This window comes from Agrobacterium sp. 16-172Ci (assembly GCF_053522725.1).
Genome location: NZ_JBNWBW010000037.1, coordinates 14,713 through 37,217 on the forward strand (window position 1 = coordinate 14,713; position 22,505 = coordinate 37,217).

The 22,505-nt window shown below is 57.9% G+C and carries 25 protein-coding genes; 10 read left to right on the forward strand and 15 right to left on the reverse strand.

The genetic code is table 11. The annotated features are described in order from the left end of the window. Positions 1–467: 467 nt before the first annotated feature. Complete coding sequence (locus tag ACQZ40_RS24005) at positions 468–1,043, forward strand: PIN domain-containing protein (protein WP_065656321.1); 576 nt, start codon at positions 468–470, stop codon at positions 1,041–1,043. Here the strand turns inward: ACQZ40_RS24005 and ACQZ40_RS24010 are convergent. Together ACQZ40_RS24010 and ACQZ40_RS24015 are read right to left on the reverse strand one after the other, a co-directional pair. After that, on the reverse strand, positions 999–2,969 hold the full coding sequence (locus tag ACQZ40_RS24010) for an AAA family ATPase (RefSeq protein ID WP_065656322.1): 1,971 nt from the start codon (positions 2,967–2,969) through the stop codon (positions 999–1,001). The two genes, ACQZ40_RS24005 and ACQZ40_RS24010, sit on opposite strands and share 45 nt — an antisense overlap. 44 nt (positions 2,970–3,013) lie before the next feature. Beyond that, complete coding sequence (locus ACQZ40_RS24015; RefSeq protein WP_059755570.1) at positions 3,014–3,631, reverse strand: hypothetical protein; 618 nt, start codon at positions 3,629–3,631, stop codon at positions 3,014–3,016. A 232-nt stretch (positions 3,632–3,863) separates the two neighbouring features. Here ACQZ40_RS24015 and ACQZ40_RS24020 point away from each other — a divergent pair, with 232 nt between their 5' ends. From ACQZ40_RS24020 to arsH, 6 genes are read left to right on the forward strand one after another with little or no spacing between them, the layout of a single operon-like run. Then, positions 3,864–4,217, forward strand: a complete 354-nt coding sequence (locus ACQZ40_RS24020) for an ArsR/SmtB family transcription factor (RefSeq protein ID WP_059755572.1) — start codon at positions 3,864–3,866, stop codon at positions 4,215–4,217. Continuing rightward, a complete protein-coding gene (arsN2, locus tag ACQZ40_RS24025) occupies positions 4,214–4,654 on the forward strand; it encodes an arsenic resistance N-acetyltransferase ArsN2 (RefSeq protein WP_065656325.1) in 441 nt (146 codons plus the stop codon). The genes ACQZ40_RS24020 and arsN2 overlap by 4 nt, the downstream gene beginning before the upstream one ends. 15 nt (positions 4,655–4,669) lie before the next feature. Then, entirely contained in the window at positions 4,670–5,197 is a 528-nt protein-coding gene (locus ACQZ40_RS24030; protein ID WP_059755579.1) for an arsenate reductase ArsC, read from the forward strand. Between the two features lies 1 nt (position 5,198). Continuing rightward, a complete protein-coding gene (gene arsB / locus ACQZ40_RS24035) occupies positions 5,199–6,257 on the forward strand; it encodes an ACR3 family arsenite efflux transporter (RefSeq protein WP_448748789.1) in 1,059 nt (352 codons plus the stop codon). A gap of 2 nt (positions 6,258–6,259) precedes the next feature. Next, positions 6,260–6,682, forward strand: coding sequence for an arsenate reductase (glutaredoxin) (gene arsC / locus ACQZ40_RS24040; RefSeq protein ID WP_059755583.1), 423 nt, complete (start codon positions 6,260–6,262; stop codon positions 6,680–6,682). Further along, positions 6,609–7,385, forward strand: a complete 777-nt coding sequence (gene arsH / locus ACQZ40_RS24045; protein WP_059755584.1) for an arsenical resistance protein ArsH — start codon at positions 6,609–6,611, stop codon at positions 7,383–7,385. The genes arsC and arsH overlap by 74 nt, the downstream gene beginning before the upstream one ends. Positions 7,386–7,397: 12 nt before the next feature. On the opposite strand, the gene ACQZ40_RS24050 is transcribed toward arsH, so the two are convergent. Genes ACQZ40_RS24050 through ACQZ40_RS24060 form a run of 3 tightly spaced genes read right to left on the reverse strand, consistent with a single transcriptional unit; the run spans position 7,398 to position 9,818 of the window. Then, on the reverse strand, positions 7,398–8,204 hold the full coding sequence (locus ACQZ40_RS24050; RefSeq protein ID WP_059755587.1) for a sulfite exporter TauE/SafE family protein: 807 nt from the start codon (positions 8,202–8,204) through the stop codon (positions 7,398–7,400). 52 nt (positions 8,205–8,256) lie between these two features. Then, the gene (gene arsK, locus ACQZ40_RS24055) at positions 8,257–9,459 is read right to left on the reverse strand and encodes an arsenite efflux MFS transporter ArsK (RefSeq protein WP_059755589.1); all 1,203 of its coding nucleotides are present in this window, start codon (positions 9,457–9,459) and stop codon (positions 8,257–8,259) included. 17 nt (positions 9,460–9,476) lie between these two features. After that, the gene (locus ACQZ40_RS24060; RefSeq protein ID WP_035242396.1) at positions 9,477–9,818 is read right to left on the reverse strand and encodes an ArsR/SmtB family transcription factor; all 342 of its coding nucleotides are present in this window, start codon (positions 9,816–9,818) and stop codon (positions 9,477–9,479) included. Positions 9,819–9,861: 43 nt separating this feature from the next. On the opposite strand from ACQZ40_RS24060, the gene ACQZ40_RS24065 reads away from it, so the two are divergent. Next, positions 9,862–10,386, forward strand: a complete 525-nt coding sequence (locus tag ACQZ40_RS24065; protein WP_059755591.1) for a DUF6428 family protein — start codon at positions 9,862–9,864, stop codon at positions 10,384–10,386. Between the two features lie 27 nt (positions 10,387–10,413). Here the strand turns inward: ACQZ40_RS24065 and ACQZ40_RS24070 are convergent, their stop codons facing one another. Beyond that, positions 10,414–11,343 (reverse strand): LysR family transcriptional regulator, encoded by a 930-nt coding sequence (locus ACQZ40_RS24070; RefSeq protein ID WP_059755593.1) that lies wholly within the window; start codon positions 11,341–11,343, stop codon positions 10,414–10,416. 111 nt (positions 11,344–11,454) lie between these two features. Here ACQZ40_RS24070 and ACQZ40_RS24075 point away from each other — a divergent pair, with 111 nt between their 5' ends. Both ACQZ40_RS24075 and ACQZ40_RS24080 read left to right on the forward strand, forming a co-directional pair. After that, entirely contained in the window at positions 11,455–12,207 is a 753-nt protein-coding gene (locus ACQZ40_RS24075) for a 3-oxoacyl-ACP reductase family protein (protein ID WP_059755594.1), read from the forward strand. A 26-nt stretch (positions 12,208–12,233) separates the two neighbouring features. Continuing rightward, a complete protein-coding gene (locus ACQZ40_RS24080; RefSeq protein ID WP_448748790.1) occupies positions 12,234–12,833 on the forward strand; it encodes an NADPH-dependent F420 reductase in 600 nt (199 codons plus the stop codon). A gap of 142 nt (positions 12,834–12,975) precedes the next feature. Here ACQZ40_RS24080 and chrA read toward each other — a convergent pair whose 3' ends face one another. The 9 genes from chrA to ACQZ40_RS24125 all read right to left on the reverse strand — a co-directional run. Next, positions 12,976–14,376 carry a chromate efflux transporter gene (gene chrA, locus ACQZ40_RS24085; RefSeq protein WP_059755853.1) on the reverse strand — a complete coding sequence of 467 codons (1,401 nt, stop codon included), beginning with the start codon at positions 14,374–14,376 and terminating at the stop codon, positions 12,976–12,978. Positions 14,377–14,381: 5 nt separating this feature from the next. Then, the gene (locus ACQZ40_RS24090; RefSeq protein WP_065656331.1) at positions 14,382–15,194 is read right to left on the reverse strand and encodes a chromate resistance protein ChrB domain-containing protein; all 813 of its coding nucleotides are present in this window, start codon (positions 15,192–15,194) and stop codon (positions 14,382–14,384) included. A 321-nt stretch (positions 15,195–15,515) separates the two neighbouring features. Then, on the reverse strand, positions 15,516–16,616 hold the full coding sequence (locus ACQZ40_RS24095) for a flagellin N-terminal helical domain-containing protein (RefSeq protein ID WP_104679721.1): 1,101 nt from the start codon (positions 16,614–16,616) through the stop codon (positions 15,516–15,518). A gap of 313 nt (positions 16,617–16,929) precedes the next feature. Next, on the reverse strand, positions 16,930–17,160 hold the full coding sequence (gene rpsU / locus ACQZ40_RS24100) for a 30S ribosomal protein S21 (protein WP_104679722.1): 231 nt from the start codon (positions 17,158–17,160) through the stop codon (positions 16,930–16,932). A 320-nt stretch (positions 17,161–17,480) separates the two neighbouring features. Next, complete coding sequence (locus ACQZ40_RS24105; protein WP_233282719.1) at positions 17,481–17,552, reverse strand: hypothetical protein; 72 nt, start codon at positions 17,550–17,552, stop codon at positions 17,481–17,483. Positions 17,553–17,725: 173 nt separating this feature from the next. After that, positions 17,726–18,895 (reverse strand): hypothetical protein, encoded by a 1,170-nt coding sequence (locus ACQZ40_RS24110; protein ID WP_233282680.1) that lies wholly within the window; start codon positions 18,893–18,895, stop codon positions 17,726–17,728. A 15-nt stretch (positions 18,896–18,910) separates the two neighbouring features. Beyond that, positions 18,911–20,614 carry a DUF4150 domain-containing protein gene (locus ACQZ40_RS24115; protein WP_233282681.1) on the reverse strand — a complete coding sequence of 568 codons (1,704 nt, stop codon included), beginning with the start codon at positions 20,612–20,614 and terminating at the stop codon, positions 18,911–18,913. Beyond that, complete coding sequence (locus ACQZ40_RS24120) at positions 20,611–21,726, reverse strand: DUF2169 family type VI secretion system accessory protein (protein WP_448748791.1); 1,116 nt, start codon at positions 21,724–21,726, stop codon at positions 20,611–20,613. The genes ACQZ40_RS24115 and ACQZ40_RS24120 overlap by 4 nt, the downstream gene beginning before the upstream one ends. A 13-nt stretch (positions 21,727–21,739) precedes the next feature. Next, positions 21,740–22,505 (reverse strand): bacteriophage T4 gp5 trimerisation domain-containing protein (locus ACQZ40_RS24125; protein WP_448748792.1); only part of this gene is annotated, 766 nt, incomplete at its 5' end.

The window sequence follows — 22,505 nt, forward strand, 5'->3', positions numbered from 1 at the left end:
AACGTCTAGTAGCAATACCGGAAAGACGATAACAACTTGCAGTATTCCTCTGACTTTTTCACAGCATGTCAGAGGCCGCCGGCGCAAATCTGATATTGAAGGCACCAAGGCGTGATGCCCGAAAAAATGCTATGCAAGCACCTTCGGCCTAGACTACACTTGAGGTGCGATATCTCCCCGTTTCAGCGGCCCTTCCTTATCCAGGATATTATCTAGGGATTTGCCTCCAGTTTGCCTGAACGACACCTCAAACCTGCCATTGGGAGCAACAATATATTGCGACGACGTCCGTGCCGCTTCAAGTAGACTCGACAGGTCGGCAGATGCCTCATCGATGGTCCAGTTTCGTGACATCGTCCCCTTCCTCCAATTATCGACTATGATATTTTTCAACCCAATTTTTACCAAAAACCGGCACATGCCGATTACGACCCTTGGTGCTTTCACCTGCATCCGAGGGTTTCGAAATGGCAGACCTCATTTTTCTGATGGATACGAACATCCTGAGCAATGCCGGTTTGCAACGACCTCCGCCAGGGTTACGTGCCTGGATGAGAGCCATGGGAGCAGATTCACTCGCCATCTCGTTTCCCGCTATAGCAGAGTTGAGGCGAGGTGCCCATCTGGCCTTGAAACACGATCCACAAAAAGCAATGCGACTCCAAAATTGGATCGATGACATTCTTTCCGTGGACTTCCAGTTCGCTGAACTTACGTCCAAGGCTGCTGACCTTTATGCCGAAATGACGACCGTCGGTCCGCTTCGCCATCTCTATGTCCCTAGCCCGGAGCAGAAGAGGGATAAGATTGGGCATGATCTCCTGTTCGCGGCCCTGTCGATCGCCCATCAGATGCCTATAGCCACATTTAATGTGAAAGACTTCGTCCTGGTAGACAGGTACTTTCCGTTGCCGGGCGTTTTTCACCCCGTTGAAGTTCAATGGCACGTTCCATGCCACGCTGTGATACCCGACGACGATTACGGAATGACGCCGCGTTCATTGCCCGAGTTCGTATCCAGCGGTTTTGGCTTTATGAGGTAGACCGAAGCTCTCGCTCCTTTCTACGGCAGCTCTGACCACCGCGGCGGCCAAACTGCCCTCCCGCAGAAGACCGACATGAAGATCGAGAAGGGCATCCCTATGTTCTTCGAGCAGGGATTTCGCCCGCCGAAACTCCACCTGCAATGTCGCCTCGACTGATTTGCTGAGAGCCTTGCGGCGGTGACGGAATGCAGACAATTCACGTGGACTGTCGCCAGGTTCGACAGACAGCGTTTTCCCAAGACCCCACCTAGTTTCCATCATCGTCGCTAGATCAGTTGCCCGATTCAGGTCGGCCGATGGATCGCCACCAGCACCACTACCGAATTCCCCGAACAACACTTCTTCGGCCGCGATACCACCCAGAAGCGTGGCGATCTTGTTTCGAAAATACGTCGAAGTCCTTCGACTGAACAGTCGCTCCTCGAACGCCGTGTGCCCCAGAGATTGTGATCGACTGCCGACCCGGATGGTTCTCTGGATCGAGACTGACACCAGCGCGTCGGCCTCCAGTAGAACACCGACGATGGCATGGCCGAGCTCGTGCGCGGCGACGCAACGCTGTACCGCCAACGGAACCGGCATCACTTGCGGCACTGCGGCGATGAGATCAACGAGGGCAATTGGTCGCTTCGTCCGTCGCGCGTTACGTCGTGCATCCCGGACGCACCGTTCGATGTCCGCACCAGACCAACCGTCGCTTGCCGTCACGACACCATCCAGCACTTCGTCGGCAAGGTCTCCCCGGAGATAGAAACGGAAGATGCCGTGACGCGCGTCCTCATCCGGAAGCGAAATGGAAAAGTGGCGTTCAAGCCGACCCGCTCGAAGAAGCGCCGGATCAATGATGTCTGGATAGTTCGTTGCGCCGATGACGATGACGCCTTCATGCGACTGGGTGCCATCTAACAATTCCAGGAGCGCGTTGACGACCTGACGATGATAGTTGTCGTTGCTACCGGTCCGATCATCGCGGCTGGTAAAACTGTCGAACTCGTCAATCAGCAGGATCGAAGGTGCCTGTCTTGCGGCTTCGGAGAACGCTTTCCGCATGGCTTTGAGCATATCACCGAGGTGACCGGTTGCCTGCCAACGGGCTGCGGAACCCAATACGAGCGGTACGTCGCAGGTCCTCGCCAACGCAGCCGCGTAAGATGTCTTACCCGACCCCGGAGGGCCGGAAAGCAGGACGCCGCAATCGACATCATCCCAGGTGAGAACTCCCGCTTTCCATGCCGTGATGTCCTCGGCAAGTTCGAGACCCCAGGCTTTGGCCTCACCATATCCGGACAGGTCGTGCAGTGTCGGTCCCGCCGACGACGGGTCGGAGAAGGGCTTTCCTTTTTCGATATGTGGATACCGACGGAGACGCCCAATGCTGACTGCCATGGATCGTCCGCGCCGCCAACCGAGTTCGACCCGTTTGGGAGATTGCTTCGCCAAAAAATCGGCATCGGCATTCGTGATAGTCCCGAAACCCATTCGCTGTCCCGCAATTCGGTAATCGTTTGGAGCCGGTAACGGCAAACGAACAACGATATCGGCCGCAATGCGGACCTCATCCGATAGAAGCTCATCGTCATGGAGAAGAATGATCGCCCGCTTGAGTTCTCTCAATTTCCTGAAGCCAGCGAACTCGTCGGCAACTTCAGTTTCTTCACCGACGAACAGAACGTAGTTGTTCCCGTGTTCGCCGCCAACCGGCACAGTCCCCTCAAGCAACCATTTCGCGGCCATCTTGTAGGCATGGATGTCTGCCTTCGGCGGCATGACGAAAACCGCGACGAACGACGATCGCCTTTTCAGGAACTGGCGGATCGATCTCGACATTGCGATGATGGCTAGATGGGTCGGCAGGGTAAGCTCGTACTTCGAGCTATGGAACGGATCGCGATTGGCGATCAGGTTATCGCTATAAGACTGCATGTATGCCTCGGAACACGGGGAATGATGATGACGATTACGGGCGGTCAGGTCCGTATCCGCCGCACCATTGTCTCGGGGCCGAGTAATTCCGTATCGAGATCGACTTCGACGAAACCGCGCAAGATCATCTGGGCCAGTCCGGCAACTGGCTTGGTTTCGGTAAAAACTGTCAGGCATTCGGCGACAGTCAGATTGCCGTGCTCTTCCAAGACGGCGAGTAATCGCAAACGGTCACCGAGCGCTAGAACCGTACCGCCATACCGAAGCAGGTCTTTGGCATTCTGAAGACGCGGGCCATCGTAGACTTCATCGGTCACCAGACGTCGATATCTGACGCCATGGTTTTGGGCTGCGGCCTCGATCCTGCCTACGTCGACCAGCATCACCCTGTCGGACGCATCGACTAACAAGCGCCCGCCATCATCGTCGAGAATACCAAAATCAGGGACGTGGACGCCACCACCGTAATCGAGCGAGAGTGGCATGCAGTGCCATGACGTGATTGATGGGTTAACGTCAAACAGGCAGGCAGCATCACGCGCCGCCTGTGATCGGAAGACTGGGGGGCCATCGCATTTAACGGTGGCCATTGGATAGAGCGTACGGATGGAAGCAGAATGACGGCTTGCGCGGAGCGACTTCGCGCGCTGTGCGATACCCATTTTCTAAAACCTCAACAAAACACAGTTGCTCGTCGCCGCGAATGTCACGGCGGGCGGAGATCAACCTATTCGTATGAGGCGGGTAAGATTTTTCATGTGTGAACAATTAGAGAACAGATTTGATAATGTCAACTTCCAGCAATGACTTAGGCAAAAATATAAGACGAAAGCACTTCAGAAGATCGTAGTTTAAAGGCCTTGAAAAAATCCATATATCCAGCATTGTAGATATATGGAAAAAGATTCAGCAATTACGGCGCTTGCTGCCCTCGCACAATCCACCAGGATGGATACATTCCGGCTCCTTGTCAGGCATGAGCCAGATGGCGTACCGGCTGGCGAACTCGCACGACTTCTCGACATTCCGCAAAATACCATGTCCGCTCATCTCGCCACACTGACGCGAGCGGGCCTCGTGACAAATGAGAGGCAAAGCCGCTCGATCATCTATCGAGCCGATCTGGAGGGGCTACGTAATCTGACTCTCTTCCTTTTAAAAGATTGCTGCGGCGGCTCAACCGACCTCTGCGCACCGCTGATCGCCGAACTCACGCCCTGCTGCATTCCCGGGGTGCAAGTGTCATGAGCAACATTAGGCTGGAGCCAGTCACGGGGAGCGATCTCGAACTGAAACTGGCGCTGTCGGCTTCCGGTCTTCCAACCGAAGACCTCGAAGACACTGGGCGCTCGTTTTTCAGGGCGGTTTCATCAGATGGCGGCACGGTTGGTTATGCTGGCATCGAGGCGTGCGGCGACGACGTGCTTCTCAGATCGATAGTCATATTGCCTGAGCATCGCGGCAAGGCGTTTGGAACATCGCTAACCAGGGAAACGCTGAAGGCCGTCAAAGTAAATTCGGCGGTCTTTCTGGCGACGACCTCCGCCGCACCGTTCTTCGAAAGCCTTGGCTTCGCTGTGGTCGAGCGCGCAGATGTACCGCCCGCCGTTCTCGCGACCCGTCAGTTGTCGGGCATCTGCCCGGCATCGGCAACGATCATGCAATTCAACAGAACTCCGACCTAACCACGGAAAACGACCATGACCGACAAGACTTACAACGTGCTCTTCTTGTGCACGGGCAACTCCGCACGTTCTATTCTCGCCGAATCCATCCTCAACAAAGAGGGCGGCGGGCGCTTCCAGGCGTTTTCCGCGGGCAGCCAGCCCAAGGGCGAAGTCAATCCACATGCCCTGAAGGAACTGGACGTCCTCGGCTATCCGGCGACTGGCTTCTCGTCGAAGAGCTGGGACGTTTTCGCACAGCCGGGCGCGCCCGAAATGGACTTCATCTTTACCGTCTGTGACAGCGCGCACGGCGAGGCTTGCCCGGTCTGGATCGGACATCCGATGACTGCACATTGGGGTGTCGAAGACCCCGCAGCCGTCGAGGGTTCCGAAGTCGAAATCCAGCGGGCGTTTGCACAGGCCGCGCGCTTCCTCAAGAACCGCATCATGGCCTTCATCAATCTGCCTCTGGCTTCCATCGATCGCCTGGCGCTCGAGCAGCACGTCCGCCGGATCGGTTCGCTCGAAGGCGCTTCCGCCAAGTCCGCAAAGGCCGAATGAGATGTCTACCTTCGAACGCTATCTGACCATCTGGGTGTTCCTCTGCATCGTCGTTGGCGTCGCCCTTGGCCATCTGATGCCCGATGTATTCCAGATTATTGGTGCGGCTGAGGTCGCGAAGGTGAACCTGCCCGTCGCCGTCCTGATCTGGCTGATGATCATCCCAATGCTCATCAAGATCGATTTCCGCTCGCTGGTGCAGGTGGGCACGTATTGGCGCGGCATCGGTGTAACCCTGTTCATCGCCTGGGCCATCAAACCGTTCTCCATGGCGCTGCTGGGATGGCTGTTCATCGGATGGCTCTTCCGTCCCTATCTGCCGGCCGACCAGATCGACTCCTATATCGCTGGCCTGATCATCCTCGCGGCCGCCCCCTGTACCGCGATGGTGTTCGTCTGGAGCAACCTGACGCGCGGCGAACCGCTGTTCACGCTCTCCCAGGTCGCCCTCAACGATGCGATCATGGTCGTCGCCTTCGCGCCGATTGTCGGGCTGCTGCTCGGGCTGTCGGCCATCACCGTGCCCTGGGACACGCTCCTTCTGTCGGTCGTCCTCTATATCGTGGTCCCGGTCATCATCGCCCAGGTCCTGAGAGGGCGGCTGACCACTGACGGCACGACGAAGGCGCTGGACGCCATGCTGGCGAAGCTGCAACCGCTTTCGCTTGTCGCCCTGCTCGCTACGCTCGTTCTCCTCTTCGGCTTCCAGGGTGAGCAGATCATCGCGCAGCCGACAATTATTGCTCTCTTGGCCGTCCCGATCCTGATCCAGGTCTACTTTAACTCCGGGCTGGCCTATCTCCTGAACCGGATGTCGGGGGAGCGCCATTGCGTCGCCGGGCCTTCGGCATTGATCGGGGCTAGCAACTTCTTCGAACTCGCGGTCGCGGCTGCCATCAGCCTGTTCGGCTTCCAGTCCGGCGCGGCGCTGGCGACAGTCGTCGGCGTACTCATCGAGGTCCCCGTGATGCTCACGGTCGTCTGGGCCGTGAACCGCACCAAGGGCTGGTACGAGGCAGCTCCCGCTGTCTCCCGGAACACCATCACTGAAAGGACATGACAATGGACGCCACCATCTATCACAACCCCGCCTGCGGCACGTCCCGCAACACGCTGGAGATGATCCGCGCAGCCGGGATCGAACCGGCCGTCATCGAGTATCTCAAGACGCCGCCGTCGCGCAACGAGTTGGCAAGGATGATCTCCGATGCTGGGCTGACAGTCCGACAGGCGATCCGCGAGAAGGGCACGCCTTACGCTGAATTGGGTCTCGACGATCTGGAACTGACGGACAATGAGCTGCTCGACGCCATGCTGAAGAACCCTATCCTCATCAATCGTCCGTTCGTCGTGACACCGCTCGGCACCAAACTTGCACGACCCTCCGAGGTCGTCCTCGACATCCTGCCGGATGGCTTCAAGGGAGCGTTCTTCAAGGAAGACGGCGAGCAGGTCCTCGACCAGGAGGGAAAGCGCATTGTCTGAGACCCTTCCCGCTTTGCAGGAGCGGCATCTTCGCCAAACTGACCTCGACGCGTTGCGTCCAGCGTTTTCGACTCACAAGCCGCGTATGCTAATCCTCTACGGCTCGCTCCGGGAGGTGTCCTACAGCCGGCTGCTCGCGCATGAAGCCAGACGTCTGCTCGAGCGGTTGGGGTGCGAGGTGCGGATGTTTGATCCGAGGGGACTGCCGCTTCCCGACGAGGCTCCGGTCAGCCATCCGAAAGTGCAGGAGCTACGCGAGCTGTCGCAATGGTCGGAAGGCCAGGTTTGGGTTAGCCCCGAGCGCCACGGTGCGATGACGGGCATCATGAAGGCGCAGATCGACTGGATTCCCTTGTCGCTCGGATCGATCCGGCCGACGCAAGGCAAGACGCTGGCGATCATGGAAGTCTCCGGTGGCAGCCAGTCCTTCAACGCGCTGAACCAGATGCGCGTGCTGGGCCGCTGGATGCGGATGATCACGATCCCGAACCAGTCGTCCGTCGCCAAGGCCTACCAGGAGTTCGACGCCGACGGCAGGATGAAGCCTTCCTCCTATTACGACCGCGTCGTGGACGTCTGCGAGGAGCTGGTGAAGTTTACGCTGCTGACAAGGGACGCCTCGGCCCACCTGACAGACCGATACAGTGAGCGGAAGGAACAGGCGGCCGAACTCGAAAAGCGCGTCCAGCTCAAATCGATCTAGGGATGAATGCTGTCAGCCGTGTCGCCAAACCTTCACGGCTGACAGCAACAAGATCACGGCGAGCGCGGGAAGAAGGACAGAATTCGGGACGATGCCGAGGAGTAGGCCGCCCACAAACGTCCCCACGATTGATCCCGCGGCCATTACGAGAACGAATACCCTGTTGCAGCCCAGAACCGAAAAGCTCTGGTCGCGGCTGTAGCGGGTAAAGCCCACCAGCATTGTGGGAAGACTCACCGCCAGTGAAAGGCTCCCGGCGAGCTTGATGTCCGCGCCGAAGAGCAGAACCAACGTCGGAATGAGCAACTCGCCCCCGGCGACGCCCAGCAGCGACGCAACGATGCCTATCACGAAGCCGACGGATATTCCCGCGACAATCTGCCAGCTTCCCGTCAGCAGCGGTTGGCCGACCGAGGTGCCGTGGCCAAGCACCAGCACGACGGCGATTGCGACGAGAAGAAGGGCTATCACCCTGTAGAGGGTCTCCGATTTCAATCGGGTGGCCCATCCTGCGCCGAACCAAGCACCGATCAGGCTCCCTGCAAGAAGGTTCAGCACGATCGGCCAATTCGATGCGATCTGGCTGAAAGGGATCGTGCCGGCTCGAAACGGCAGGGCGGAAGACACTACGACAAGGCTCATTGCTTTGTTCAGGATCACCGCCTCGAGAGCCGCGAAGTTGAATGCGCCGATGAGCAGCGGCAGACGGAATTCCGCGCCTCCAAGCCCGATCAACCCGCCGAGTGCGCTGATGATGGCTCCGCCGCCGAAAGCGGCCGGATGACTGCGTGACGTCGTGGATTTGATCGGAGTGTTCACGGGGCTTGGCTTTCATGACGGTGATCCGCGGACTCTTATGTACGCTCTTCCATTATGAGGCAACGCGGTCGCCACGCACCGATGAGGCGACCGCGATGAACGCGAGGATTCCAAGCGTACCCAGCGCGGCGATCACGAAAAGTGAGATGGTTGTCCCGAAGTGGTTCATTGCCGCCGCGAATGCAAACGGTGCGGCTGCGCCAGTCGCCAACCTTGCCGCAGCCATCTTGCCCGTGATCGCGCCGTAACCGGCGGACCCGAAGAGATAGAGTGGGAGGCTCCCCTGAGCGATGCTGTTGATCCCTGACCCAAGGCCCAGACAGATGGCGAAAGCCACCGCACCGGGCAGCCAATCACCTGACACCCCGAGTATCACCGCCCCGACAACCATAAGCGCCGCGGACACAATGGCAAGCGCCGGCGGCGACAGGCTCTTTCCGAAGACCATGTTGATCAGGCGGCTCATGACCTGTGCCGGACCGAACAGGGAACCGATCACTACTGCCGCACTGCCAAGTCCGATCGCGCCGAGCATCGGCACCATGTGGGCAAGTATCGCGGCGAGAGTGAAGCCCGACAGCGCGAAGGCGAAGGAGACCAGCAGCATGCCACGGCGGCGCGCCTGCGGCTCAAGAGCGCCAACGACCACCTCGCGGGTTCGTATCTCGCCCGTATTGGAGCCGTTCCTCACGTCACGCATGATCCAGTAGTGCAGCGGCATGCAGACGAGCAGGTTCAGCGCGGCGAACACAAGATAGATTTCGCGCCAAGACAGGTATCCGGTCAGTGTGGCAGCAATCGGCCAGAAGATTGTGGAGGCAAAGCCACCGATGAGTGTCAGATAGGTGATGCTACGGGAGGCCGTCCGAGGTTCGCTTTCGACCAGTGTGGCGAAGGCCGCCTGATACTGGACCATCCCGGAGGACACCTCCAGCATGACGATCGCAAGGGCGAAGAGTGCCATGGATGGTGACCACGCGCATAGCGCCAGGGTGAACGCCGCAAATGCCGATCCCAGGGTCATCACGGTCGCCGCGCCGATCCTGTCCATGTGCCTGCCGATGAAGGGAGCAGACAGCCCGCCGATGAACAGCGAGACCGAGAAGATGGCGAAGACCCGCTCCACGCTGATGCCGAAATCCTTGGCCATCCCGGGGGCGAGGATGCTGAAGGAATAGTAGAGAGTGCCGTAGCCGATGATCTGCGTGACACCGAGAGCGGAGACGATGCGCGCTGGAACCTTGGTCGAATGCAATGACGTATTCCTTCAGCCTATGCTTCGTTTGAGCAGCAACTGGCGGATCGCTCGACGGACCCACGAATACCGGGATGTCCCGCGCAGCAGTCTTCCATCAGGAACGTCACGAGGTCGGCCAGTGTGTCGTAGCTTGCGCTGTAAAGGATCGAACGCGACTCCCGGCGCTGGACGATGAGACCGGAGCGCTCGAGTTCTTTGAGGTGGAACGAGACATTCGATGGCGAGACGCCCATTCGTTCGGCAATCGCGCCGGCGGCTAGACCTTCAGGGCCGGCGACGACCAGGGTCCTCACGATGGAGAGACGGGTTTCCTGTGCGAGTGCGGCGAACGAAGAGAGGGCTTGACGATCATCCATATTTCAATAATCCTTGAATTGTTGAAATAGAGGATATCCACAAATGAGCACGATCGACAATAGCCATTTCGACAAAACCGACATCTCGCTCGGGAAATTACTAAGCAGGGCGGCAGAGACACCGGACCTGCCATTGGTCTTCCTGTACGATGGTAAGACCGTGAAGCCTGGCTATCACGTGACCGAGGTCAAAGCTGGCCAGTTCTCCGCGCTCGACTGCGGTGCAAATCCGGAAGCCTGGTCGGAAATTTTCGTGCAGCTTTGGGATATCGAGGAAGGCGAACGGACCCATATGACAGCCGGGAAGTTCTCGGCCATCGTCCGCAAGGTTTCCGAACACGTCCGTCTCGACGGCTCCGCGAAGCTGACATTCGAGGTCAGCGACGGCGTTCGACCGATGCAACTGTTTTGCGCGGAAGAACCTGTGGACACCGACGGCGTCCTTAATGTCTCGCTGATTCCGAGACCAGCGAGTTGCAAACCGCGTGACCGCTGGCTGGCCGAAAACAACGCGAGGACCACCGCCTGTTGCGGCACCCATATACCGACTGAATGCTGCTCACGATGATAACTCGCGACCTGCGCCAATAGCGGACTATCCCAACGTACCTGCAAACCGTTCTGGCCACCTTTCGCGTTGAAAGACTTCACCTATGAAATCAATAAACACTCGGGTTTTGGTGGGTAGCAAGGTTCGGTTCGCATAGTAGATCGAAATCGGACCCGCATCCGCGTACCAAGCTGGGACAAGACGGATAAGCTCACCGTTCTCAAGGTATGGCAATACATCGGGTTTGGCGATCATGGCGACGCCAAGCCCCAGAACCGCGGCTGATCGCATTGCGGCCGGGTCGTTGACGACAATCTTCTCCTTCAGCCCCGCCGGCTGCTCTTCGCCCGCGACGTTGCGCATCTGCCATTGCCGAATTCGACCTGTCCGCAATGAACGCATGACGATCCCGTCCAGCTCGATCAACCCGGACGGATCGTGAGGCGGAACGCGGTCCTGCATGTATGATGGCGAGGCAACCGCGATGATGTGGGCGGAGGCAAGGGTTTTTGCGATGATGCCCGGCGTCAGCTCGAATCCGCCACCGATCGCCGCGTCGTAGCCCTCGGCGATCAAGTCAACCTGACGGTTCTCGAACATCCATTCTGGCCTGATTAGCGGGTAACGGTGCATGAACTCGGGCAAGGTCGGAAGGATGTATTCCACTCCGAAGGTAGGGCTCATGCTGAGCCTCAGCACGCCTCCCGGCTCCGCTTGTTCACTGGATGCCTCGGCAATCGCACCTTGAAGGCTCTCCAAGTGGTCACGGACCGAATAAAGGAAGCGCTCGCCAGCCTCCGTGAGCGTCAGACTTCGCGTGCTGCGCTGAAAGAGCCGGAGCTTCAAGTTGGATTCGAGAGCCGCGACGTTCCTACTTACGGCCGCTGGCGTCAACCCCAGCCTGCGGGCCGCTGAAGAGAAGCTGCCATACTCGGCGCTACGGACGAAGGACTCCAGATTTGCCAGTGTTTCCATGATGCCTCTTTCAACGATTACTTGAAAGCAATAACAGCCAATTGCATCTAATAAAAGAGGAATAAGAGGGCGATATTCACTCCATCGAAACCAAGCAACGGAGTTATCGCAATGACCAACACCTCTCTGAAACTGTCCAGCAAGACCGCTCTCGTCACCGGCGGGTCCCGTTCGATCGGTGCCGCCATCGCAAAGCGTCTTGCTGCTGATGGAGCCGCAGTAGCCATCACCTACAGCGCATCGCCGGAAAAGGCAGCGGCAGTCGTAAAGGAAATCGAAACCGCAGGCGGACGTGCGATCGCCATCCATGCCGACTCCGGAAATCCTGAATCGGTTCGGGCCGCCGTGGCCAAGACCGAGGAAACCTTCGGCTCCCTGGATATCCTCGTCAACAATGCCGGCATCGCACTCGGTGGTCCGATCGAGGACATCAAGTTCGAAGACTACGAGCGCATGATCGCGGTCAACGTGACGGGTGTGTTCGTCGGCACGCAGGAAGCTGCGCGCCGCATGAAGTCGGGCGGACGGATCATCCATATCGGCTCGTCGATGGTCCGCTATGCGGCCTTCCCGACTGCCTCTCTCTACACGCTGACGAAGGGAGCTGTCGCCGGCTTCAACCGCAGCCTCGTTCGCGACCTCGGCCCCAAGGGGATCACCGTGAACACCGTGCACCCCGGCCCGACCGACACCGACATGAATCCGGATGGAGGTCCCGTCTCGAAGATCGTCGGCCCCGGAATGGCGATCGGCCGCTACGGCAAGGATTACGAGGTTGCGAGCGTCGTGGCTTATCTCGCCAGTCCGGAGGCTGCCTTCGTGACCGGTGCTGACATCGTCGCCGACGGCGGCTTCACCGCCTGATCATAAATCCAACCTGGAGACTCCCCATGTCTATCGGTATCATCGGAGCCGGCGAGATCGCCTCCGCATTCGCCCGCGCGCTTGCCCGGAACGGTATCGCCGCAATGATCTCCAATAGTCGGGGTCCCGAGACGCTTCGGGACTTCGCAGCCGAACTGACGCCACACATCACGGCAGGCACCATCGAGGAAGCGGCCAAGGCCGATCTCGTGCTGGTCGCCGTGCCTTGGTCGAAGTTGCCAAAGGCATTGGCGGGTGTTCCGGATTGGGCCGGCCGCATCGTCATCGACGCCAACAACCCGATCGAGCGTCCGCTCTTTCAGCCGGCCGAACTCAATGGCCGGCTGTCGACGGAAGTCTTCGCAAGCCTGGTGCCGGGCGCTCGTGTCGTAAAGGCGTTCAACCATCTCCCTCCGCATCTGCTCTCTGGTGATCCACGCGCCGAAGGTGGCAGCCGCGTCCTCTTCTATTCGGGAGACGACGCGCGGTCGAAGGCCGAAGTGGGAGCGCTGATCGCCAAGCTGGGCTTCGCGGGGATTGACCTCGGTGCGGTCTCGATCGGTGGAAAACTGGTGCAGTTTCCAGGCGGTCCGCTCCCAGCACTTAACCTCGTGAAGTTTGGATGACGAACGTCGGCCGGAAGCTCTCGCCTCCGGCCGAACGCCATCATTGATAACATGCCTCTCCCGGACACCACTCATATAGCCTCGAAGAGTAAAAGGAACGCCTTGGTCTCCCCAGAGAAAGGACGACACAAAGGCGGACGCTTCACGCCACCGCCAATGTCCAGCCGATCCCAAGCAAGGCCGATATGGCCAAAGTCGTAATGACCGACAGCTTGAGCCTAAAAATGGCGATGGCCGCCAAGACCGTCAGGACCAGAGATGGCAGTATGAGCGAACCGAGCACGGGTACGTCCAGTGTGAGTGGGCCGAACGCAGCGGACCTGACGTCGGAAAATAGCACGTGAAGCCCGAACCAGACCGCAAGGTTGAGAATAACGCCAACCACAGCCGCAGTGATTGCTGACATTGCGCCGCCGAGCGCCGAGTTGCCGCGCATCTTCTCGATAAACGGCGCTCCGGCGAAAATCCAAAGGAAGCTCGGCAGGAACGTTACCCACGTCGTCAATATCGCGCCGAGGGTCGCTGCGGTTAACGGAGTCAACGTGCCCGGATCGCGGTAACCAGCCAAAAACCCGACGAACTGCGTGACCATGATGAGGGGACCGGGAGTCGTCTCCGCCATGCCGAGACCATCAAGCATTTCGCCTGGACGAAGCCAGCCATAGTTTTCCACGGCAGCCTGCGCGACATAGGCCAGGACTGCATAGGCCCCGCCGAACGTCACAACAGCCATCTGACTGAAGAACAGGCCGATCTTCGTAAAAACATTGTCCCAACCGAGTACGAGGACGAGTACCGCGACTGGAATGAGCCAGAGCGCCGCCAGAGCACCTGAAGTCTTCAGCGACCATAAAAGGTTAGGCTTGGCGTGATCCGGGATTTCCTCACCGAGGACAGAATCCCTATCTTCGAGTATCTTGCCCGACCCGGACTTGTGGCCCCCGCCAGCTTTGAAAGCGCCGAAGCCCGCCCTTCCTCCAAAACAGCCGATAATGCCGGCAGCGATAATGATGAGCGGAAACGGCACGTGGAGAAAGAAGATCGCGACGAAGGCCGCCGCAGCTATAGCGACCATCACCTTGTTCTTGAGCGCTCTGCTGCCGATGCGGACTACCGCCTGTACGACGACGGCAAGGACGGCGCATTTCAGCCCGAAGAACATGCCTTCGATTGCGGTTACGTTGCCGAAGATCACATAGATGTAGCTGAGCGCCAGGATCGAGAGGAAACCAGGCAGCACGAACAGAAGGCCAGCAATCATGCCGCCCTTTGTCTTGTTCAGTAGCCAGCCGATGTATATGGCGAGTTGATGGGCTTCCGGCCCTGGCAGGAGCATGCAGTAGTTGAGCGCGTGGAGGAATCGGTGTTCACCCACCCAACGTTTCTCGTCGACAACGATACGGTGCATGACCGCGATCTGGCCAGCGGGGCCGCCGAAGCTCAGCGCCGCCACACGCGTCCATACCTTTATCGCTTCGGAGAGCGGAACGATGTCGTTCCCTGCTGCGTCATCGTGCGCGCTGGCCTTCGTGAGGTCGGTGATGGTCGTCATCCCTTCCTCGGGTTTGGCCAGTTGTGCGTTTCGTCGGTGGCGTCACGGCACCATCTGTAGAACGCGTCATAGAGTGTCATGCCCGCTTCGAGTTGCTCGAGGTCGTCGTTGAACATGCGAGAGAGGCCGAGCGATGCTGCCAGCAGGCCTGCAACTTCGGGGGCCAGGTCAGGCCTCGATGTATCTGCTCCCCGAACGATCGTCGCGAGACGGAGCATGGGTTCGGTCCCGAGGCCGAATTCTTCGACCATGACATCGAAAGTACAAAGCTCGCCGCGGTGACTCCAGAATACTTCTTCAATGTCGAAGGGTGTGGCATTGAACCGGTCGGCAACTGCCGAGACTTCTGCAGCAGGAACAAACAGGAATACCGCTGACGGGTCGACGAAACGCCTGATCAGCCACGGGCAGGCAATCCTGTCGATCTTCGGCCGCGAGCGAGTGACCCAAACAGTCCTCCCGCGGCTGTCACGGGGTGGCAGACTTTCAACGGGGATAAGAGCTGCCTTTGATTCACGCCATGCCTCAAATCCCCCTTCGAGGACCTCTGCAACTTTGCCAGCTGCTCGGAGATGAGCGGCAACGCCGTGGCCAAGCTTCTGGCCTTTCTGGCAAAGAACGACGGACGGTCCATTCAGCTCGTGGACCCATTCCGTGACCACGCGGTAATCGCGGCGCACTGACCCCGGTATGAGGCGGGGATCGGTAGCGAAGTCTTCGTCGTTGCGGACGTCGATGATCATCGGCGCGTTCGGCAGGCCGATGATGCGGTTTAGCTTCTCGGATGTAATTTCAAGAAATGACGGCATAACGCGTCCCTCCGGTTCTCGGGTTTAAAGGACGCGATTCTTCGGCCGTGGCCTCGTGGGGTGATCGCTACCCCATATCTAAAAATTTGCACCGCCGCCGAGCGATGTCAAGGCCCATCCCGCACTTGCCCCAGACATCCCGTAACTGACGAAATCAGGCCGACCAAAATAGTCCAACTAGCGTAACCAATTATGCGCGGCTTCGAATGCGTTGGAGCGCAAACGCTGGCCAGCTAGAAAGCGAGGTTCTCGTGTTCCATGACGCGAGCGATAAGCAGACACCGGGCGGGATGATCATCAGGCTGAAAGCTTCCAACTTCCTTACCCGAAAAGCTGCAGGATCGTGGATGGTTGGGAATTGGCGAGATGTAGCCCATTGATCGCCAGTTGTTGCTGCGTCTCCAGTGCTCTCAGCTTCACCGCTGTGACCTCCATGTCGGCGTCCACCAGCCGCCCGATGCCCCGTGTCGCGGTGCTGATCCGCTTCCTGTTGCTTTCGTCATACAGGTCGAGTGCCGACTGCACCGACCCGACATAGGCCATCTTGGAGGTCAGCTGCTGGATTTTGCTGTCGATGTTGGCGACGAGGTTGCTGTATAGACCCTGCCTGTCCGACCCGAAGCGGACGACATGGCTTTCGATCGACTGGAGGATATAGGTGGGATTGACCGGATAGGCCTCCGGGTCGCCCGTGACGGGGTTCGATACCGGGATGTTGTACCAGTAGATCGCGGCGGGCGTGAACGATCCCGGCGCGTCAATGATATCGCTGCCGTCGAACAATGTCTTTTCCGGGTTGAACTCACCCGGATACGTCGTCGGGTAGCTGCCGAAGTCGTCGTTCAGAAGCAAGGTGTCCATGGCGCTGACATCCATCGTCTGCACCTTCCCGTCCGCATATCCGATGACGAAGGAGAACACCTGTTCGCTTGCCTTCACGTCTTCGTTCTTGCCGTGGTAGATCATGTTCACGCCCGCGAACGACGCCGACGGCATGGCCGCCTTCGCCTGGTCCTGTAGCTGCTGTATCCTGACGTCGATCTTGTAGACGTCCGACTTGGCGTATTCGGGGTCGAGGCTGAAGGTCGGCTTGATCGCGTCCTGCATGCCGGGTTGCGGCATGTCGCTGGCGGTGATCGCCAGGTTCCTGATCTCGACGAAGGACTGCCGCACGGTTTCCATCGCCGCATATGCGGTATCGACGATCCCCATCGCCAGCCCAAGACTGTCGGTGACGGCCTCCATCGCACCAACGTCAGAGCGCATCGATGTCGAGATCGACCAATAGGCGGCGTTATCGGACGCCGTTGAGACCCGGAGGCCCGATGACATCTGTTGCGATGCACTGGAGAGCTGTGCGCCGATCCCGCGAAGCGTACTCAACGCCGTCATCGCCGAACCGTTTGTCAGGATACTGCTCATTCAAAATCCGATGTCCGCAATCTGTAGCAACGAAGCCATATGCGGCTTCACCGACAGATTTCGGACATCGGCGTTAAAACCGCGGCAAATTGAGAGGGTAGAAATACCCTGTCTCGAAGATTATCTGCCAACGGCTTTTAATTCCTTAGGCCAAAATGCGCCCTGTTTTTCCGACCCTTAAAGTTTGCAGTTTTATGTCGAAGTATTAGTCTGGTGCCAGACAGAAAGCGCTTACCTCATGGCGCTTTAAACACGCAAGGTTAGCGAAGAAATGGTCTATCTCCTCGAAAGGTCGATCTACTGACGACCGCGATCACGCATTCTTTTTCGGCTTTGAAGGACGAAGGCCGTCACGTTGCATCTGCTTGCGGGCAAGTTTTCTCTGACGGCTGACTGCTTCAGCTTTCTCCCGCGCTTTCTTGATCGATGGCTTCTCAAAAGCTTCGCGAAGACGCATTTCACGGAAAATGCCCTCGCGCTGCAGCTTCTTCTTGAGAATGCGTAACGCCTGATCGACGTTGTTATCGCGGACTTCAACCTGCATGTGGCCCTCTGGAGGTCGTAAAAAACGGTGCGCTACCATACTCGGTTTAGCGTCGAAGCCAATATCGATGATCTCTGTAATCGGCATCGAAGCATCACCACACTCTCGAGCCTCATCGTTAAGCTACTGCTGGCCTATGCGAACGAAGATGCCTACAACGATATGCTGGCTGCGATAAACTTCTTGTTTAAGTTGTAAAGTGCCTGTTTTAATAATTTGCGGCTCCGCCGGAGTTATCGATGGATGGGTCGTCGTGGTATAATCCGGGCGTGATCAGGCACCGCTCCCGGCAAGAACAAGGATCGAGATACCCGACATCGTCAAGCTAATCGACGTATCCCTCTAAGGACCGTGCGAGGATGAACGTTGTACTTTCGAGCGACCTCCCGCACCGATGCGCCGGCGTTCAGCGCGAGACGGATTTCCCTTGCATTGCACCTCGGTCAGCGCGGGACCCCGCCCAGGTAATTTCCCTTTTGCCTTTACAACCGCAATATCCGAGATGCCATTGCACTTCGTGTCGGTGATGGCTTCGATCAGTAACAGCGCGCACGCTTCCGACAATCTATGGCTTTCTGGCTTTGAAAGGACGCTCGAGCAACTCGTTTGGAATGGCATACTCTCTCCATTCTCCCTCGACGAGAGAAAAGATGCGGTTACCATAATCAAAGACGTGCAGTCTGTCTTGCCAGGCAAAAATCGCTGATGGCTGAACCCGTTTGCTACCAAGCTGGAGCTTCACCTTTGGTGTGAAGTTTTTTGCTAAATGTCCATCGAAGCGAAACAACTCCGAGTCAGCAACGAGGACCAGTTCGTCGTCAAGATAAGCAGCATCAGAATAATGCTTTTCGCGGTCTGGCAACGATGAAATCTCAGAGAAACCGCTCTCGGGTGTTCCTGTCATAACCAAACCGTCGGAGCCAACCAAATAATCATTGCCTTGATTGTCCGAAGTAACGGCGGCTAACCATGCGTATGGCGGTGAAGTACTGGCGATCCGTTCAGGCAATTCTTGACGTTTCCAGTTGCCGGGTGTTCCTGTGTAAAGCGTAGTTAGAACCGGATGGGTACCCTTTTCAGCTCTCAACCTTTTTTTCAGTTTGAAGCGTTCGTCTTCCGCCATGTCATTCCGATATAGGGGATGGCCCGGATAAAGGTTGAAGTACCGTTGGTTCGGTCTTTGGATCGCAACGATAAAGATTTCACCCTTGATGTTCTCTCCGAGAATGGCCCATTCAGTCTCCGAGTAAGGATATTCAGTTGTAAGCGACGGCGACACGTCCTCCCAGCTCTCGCCTTTTCCGAGCTTCAAGAAGTTGCCGCTGCCTGCCACGAGCCAACGATTGTCGTAAGGAAGAATGGAGCGGAAATCGATTTCGGACGCGATCTCGGATTCGGCTTGAGTTCCGGGGATGATGAAATGCTGTGAACCGTCTGGACCGACAACATAAATGTCGCCCTGCAGGCTGATCGTGACATAGGAAGGCCCTGCATCGTCTTTCAACGACGGTATCACGCGGATATCGCGCAACTCCCTGCGAACATCCGACCGCGAGAATGTTTGTTTAACGGCGTCGCGCATGAGAATGATCGTGTACGGATCGTCCCAACGCGGTCCGCCCACCAGAGCAGCGAAGTGGCGGTCGGTGTCTGCCATGGCAGCCTGATAGAGTTTGGGCTCCCATTTGCCGTACAGCTCTTCGAAATCTTGCTCGTCATTCAGAATGTCATCCAAGAAGGTCTCTCCTTTTTACGGATATTTTCCAGCACGAAGTACATCAGCGATCTTGCCTGTTGGAAGCGGTTTTTCCTTCGTCCTTCCCGGAGCGGAAAGGCCTGTCTTCTTCTTCACCTGTTCTTCCGCCCGCGCGTTTGCCGCTTCTGCGCAGGCTTTGTCGATTCCTTTTGTTGCCAGCAGCGCATCTTGAGACGCTAACAAGATATCTTCCATAGGAGCTGTTCCCGGATAATCCGGATGATCAATCCCTTTCAGCTCGTTTCTGGTCAGTTCATGCACACCGCCAGAGCCATTTTTTCGGCTGTGTTGGGCCTCAGTCAGGCAGATTGACTCCCCTTCACCTTCGGTAGGAGCATTAGGCACTCTTTCCGTCGTTACTTTCCCTGGACGATCGCCCAGACGGTATGTCATGTCGGCGACGACGTGGTGGGCATAGTCGCCCGCGCCAGAACACTCCTCTTTAATTTCGTCGTACGGACCGATCAGACATTTTTTACGTCGCCTTTTCTTATCATCGATCCTAGTACTTGGACCGAGCGGCGGAGGAGGGACTGGTTGAGGACCAGGTTTGGGGTCTTCTTTCTTTTCTTGCTCCTCTTGCTGTCGGGCTTCTCTGATGTCTTTCAGCTTTTGCTCGATTTCCTCGTCAGAGAGACCTTGGAAGGGGGCCAGCAGACCGTTTACTTCCGCATCGGACATCGTTCGAACGTCCATTGGTTTGCCGGATATTGATGACAGGATATCGTTTGCCAGCGGCACCCTTTCTTCTTGATCGATGGCAATACCGTATTTTCCGGAGAAATCCCAAGTCTCTCGTTTCAAAATATTCCCAAACGTGACAGGTTGGCGGCCACCAAGAAGCTTGTCCTGAACAATTACCGCCTGCCCTGGTTTGGACATTATCGCGCCCAAGGCACGCCCCTCAGTGGCCCGCTCATCCTCCGGCATTGAGAGGTCGCGGAGTATATCCTCGAGCACCATGGCCCAGATACCTTTCCGCAAGAGTTTCCCACCACCAACCTTTGGCAGACTGGGAGTTTTGGGAATCGGTCGAGATGTCGACGGAGCGTGTGCTCCACCACCATTTACAGTACCTGTGGCTGTACCAGTGAGTGCGCGAGTATTATTGCCATTGGACGAGAACCATCCATTGTTACCGGCATCGGTCATCGTTCCGGTTGCAGCTTGCGCCAACTGCACAGGCGCATCATCCTGCCATCGGAGCGATCCCCGCACCGGATCATCGTCCTTGGGAGGATCATAGGTCTGCGTGCTGCGGACGAAGATCGCCTCACCCTGGGTATTCCTGCTGTTCATATAAAAACGATCGAGGTGGCGAATGACATGCGAGCCTTCGGCACGCACCTGATCAGCATGCCCGATGGGTTCGCAGATGCTTTCCACCGTGCCGGATTTTACACCCTTACGGTTACCGGGCGCGTCGCCGTGCACATGTGTCGTACACGAACGCATCACCATCGCCTTTTTGCCGGTGAACCGAACAGACGGCGTGTAGTTTTTATCATGGCCGCAAAAATCCACGACCGGATAGGGAATAGGCACCACCGACGAGCCAACCGGTGTCAGGCATACATCAGGTGCCAAAGAGACGATGCGCGCCTCATCGATGTCACGCAGTCCCTCACGCGGTGTGCCCGTGGTCCATGTGCCGGGATATTCGGGCTCTCCGATATAATTGTCGCGGGGGATGCTCATGCTGTCTCCCTCTCGGTCAGAGCCGCTTCGGTTTCGGGCGACTTCAGACGAACGCGCGTCAGGGTAAGTTTTGTTTCACCGGCATCGGGAAGAGGAAACCTGATGCGCCAGGTCAGAAGCACCCGTCCGTCATTGCGCCAATCGAATTGCACGCCATCGAGCTTCAGCACATGCCATTCGTCGCGATCTTCGCGAGAGCAATGGACACCGAGGGTAAGGCCGGGCAACGAGCCTTTCGCGACCGGATGCTCGGAACTGAGGTTAACGAGCTCGTAGTTCTCGTCACCCTTGAGGTGAGGCGTCGCAATGAGATCAGGATGAGCGGCCTGCCAGAAGCGTGGATCAAAATCACGCGGCAAGAGGGGATGCCTCTCCTCCCGCCAACCGTCGTCATAGGTTCCGGAATATTGCTGACGGAATTGCCACCAAGGCGAAACGAGTCCAAATCCCTGCGGTTCCGGCGTGCTCCGCCAATCGGAATGCTCACCAACGGCAGCGATCTGCGGAGCTGGAACAGGCCCGGCGTCGGCAGGCATCTCAAGATTGACGATGCCGCACCCAAGCGGATTTCGGCGCTCCACGTCAATCGGTGTTTCCGTCCCCGCGTCACCTGTGCCAGGGATCGCGCCGCCATAAGCGTTGCGCCAGCATATGGCCACGCTTCTAGCCGGTTCAGGATCGCTCAGTTTCCAATCCGCTACCACACGTTTGGCTTCCCTGGCGGTAAAACCTGCCCATTTCTCCTTAACGACAGGTTGCCAGAAGCGTTTGCCGAAAACCTCGATTTCCTTGAAAATTCCACCAACGCGGATGGAGGCACGCCAGGATTTCTCCGGCTCGCCACTCGCAGACCACGCATTCCCGAGAAAGGTTATATCCGTGCCGGGCTTGTCCGGGGTAAGGTCGCTTTGGCGCAGGAGGACGGTCTGGTGCGGATCGCCCTCATAGGCATCCTCCCACTGGAAACTTTCCTGCTCGGCTGCGACATCCAGCGAACCGCCCTGAGCATGCGTGAATGTTGCACGCACGGAGACGATACAATCGAGCCCTCCTTCGGCATCGAACTGACGGAAAGCCATGGCGGGAAACGGCAGGCGGTTCTGAAGTTCCAAGACCCGGCCTCCGTCAGTTCAGATCGATCGGCTTGCCGCGAAGCTGAAAATGATCCGTCGCCACGAAATTGAAGGTCTTGCCAAGAATGATGACCTCGCCATTCGCCTTCATGATGAATTTGGAATCGCCGCATTCGATGACGAACTCTTCACCGACTGCAATCTTCTTGAACTTTCCGACGCTCTCCAGCGACGTCTGGCCTACATTCGTAACCTTGCTGACCCCGATCTGTTCTGCCCGCGCCACCCCGACGCTGTCGGATTTGAACGTGCTGACGATCGTGTTCATGATGCCCGGCAGCGGAAACAATCCCGAAGCATCGGAACCGACGCCCGAGCCGGAGCCGGCTAGCGCCGTACCCGCATCCGCGCGCGGGCTCGGGCCGGAAACGACCCCCTCACGCGAGGAAAGACCGCCTGCGCCGAGGAAGCCGAGTGCGGATGAGGCGAGCGTGGTGGCGAAGGCCGTGACACCCGGGCCACCGCCGCCGGCGATCTGGGCGGCCTGCGAAAGCAGCCCCGCCGTCTGCCCGGAGAGCGCCTGCACGCCGGCCATGGCCATCATCGCCATCGGCCCCGTTCCGCCGACGACGGTGTTTACCGAGCCGCCGATCTCGTGTTTCTGGTTGCCGGAAACTTCCACCGCGCGGTTGCCGCCGACCGAGGCGACCTCATGCCGGTCGATGCGCTTGGTCCGGTCATTCAGAACCCGCGTCGTCTGGTCCTTCTGGGCGTGGAAAAACTGGTTCTCCTTGCCGGCCTCATCCTCGAAGGTGATT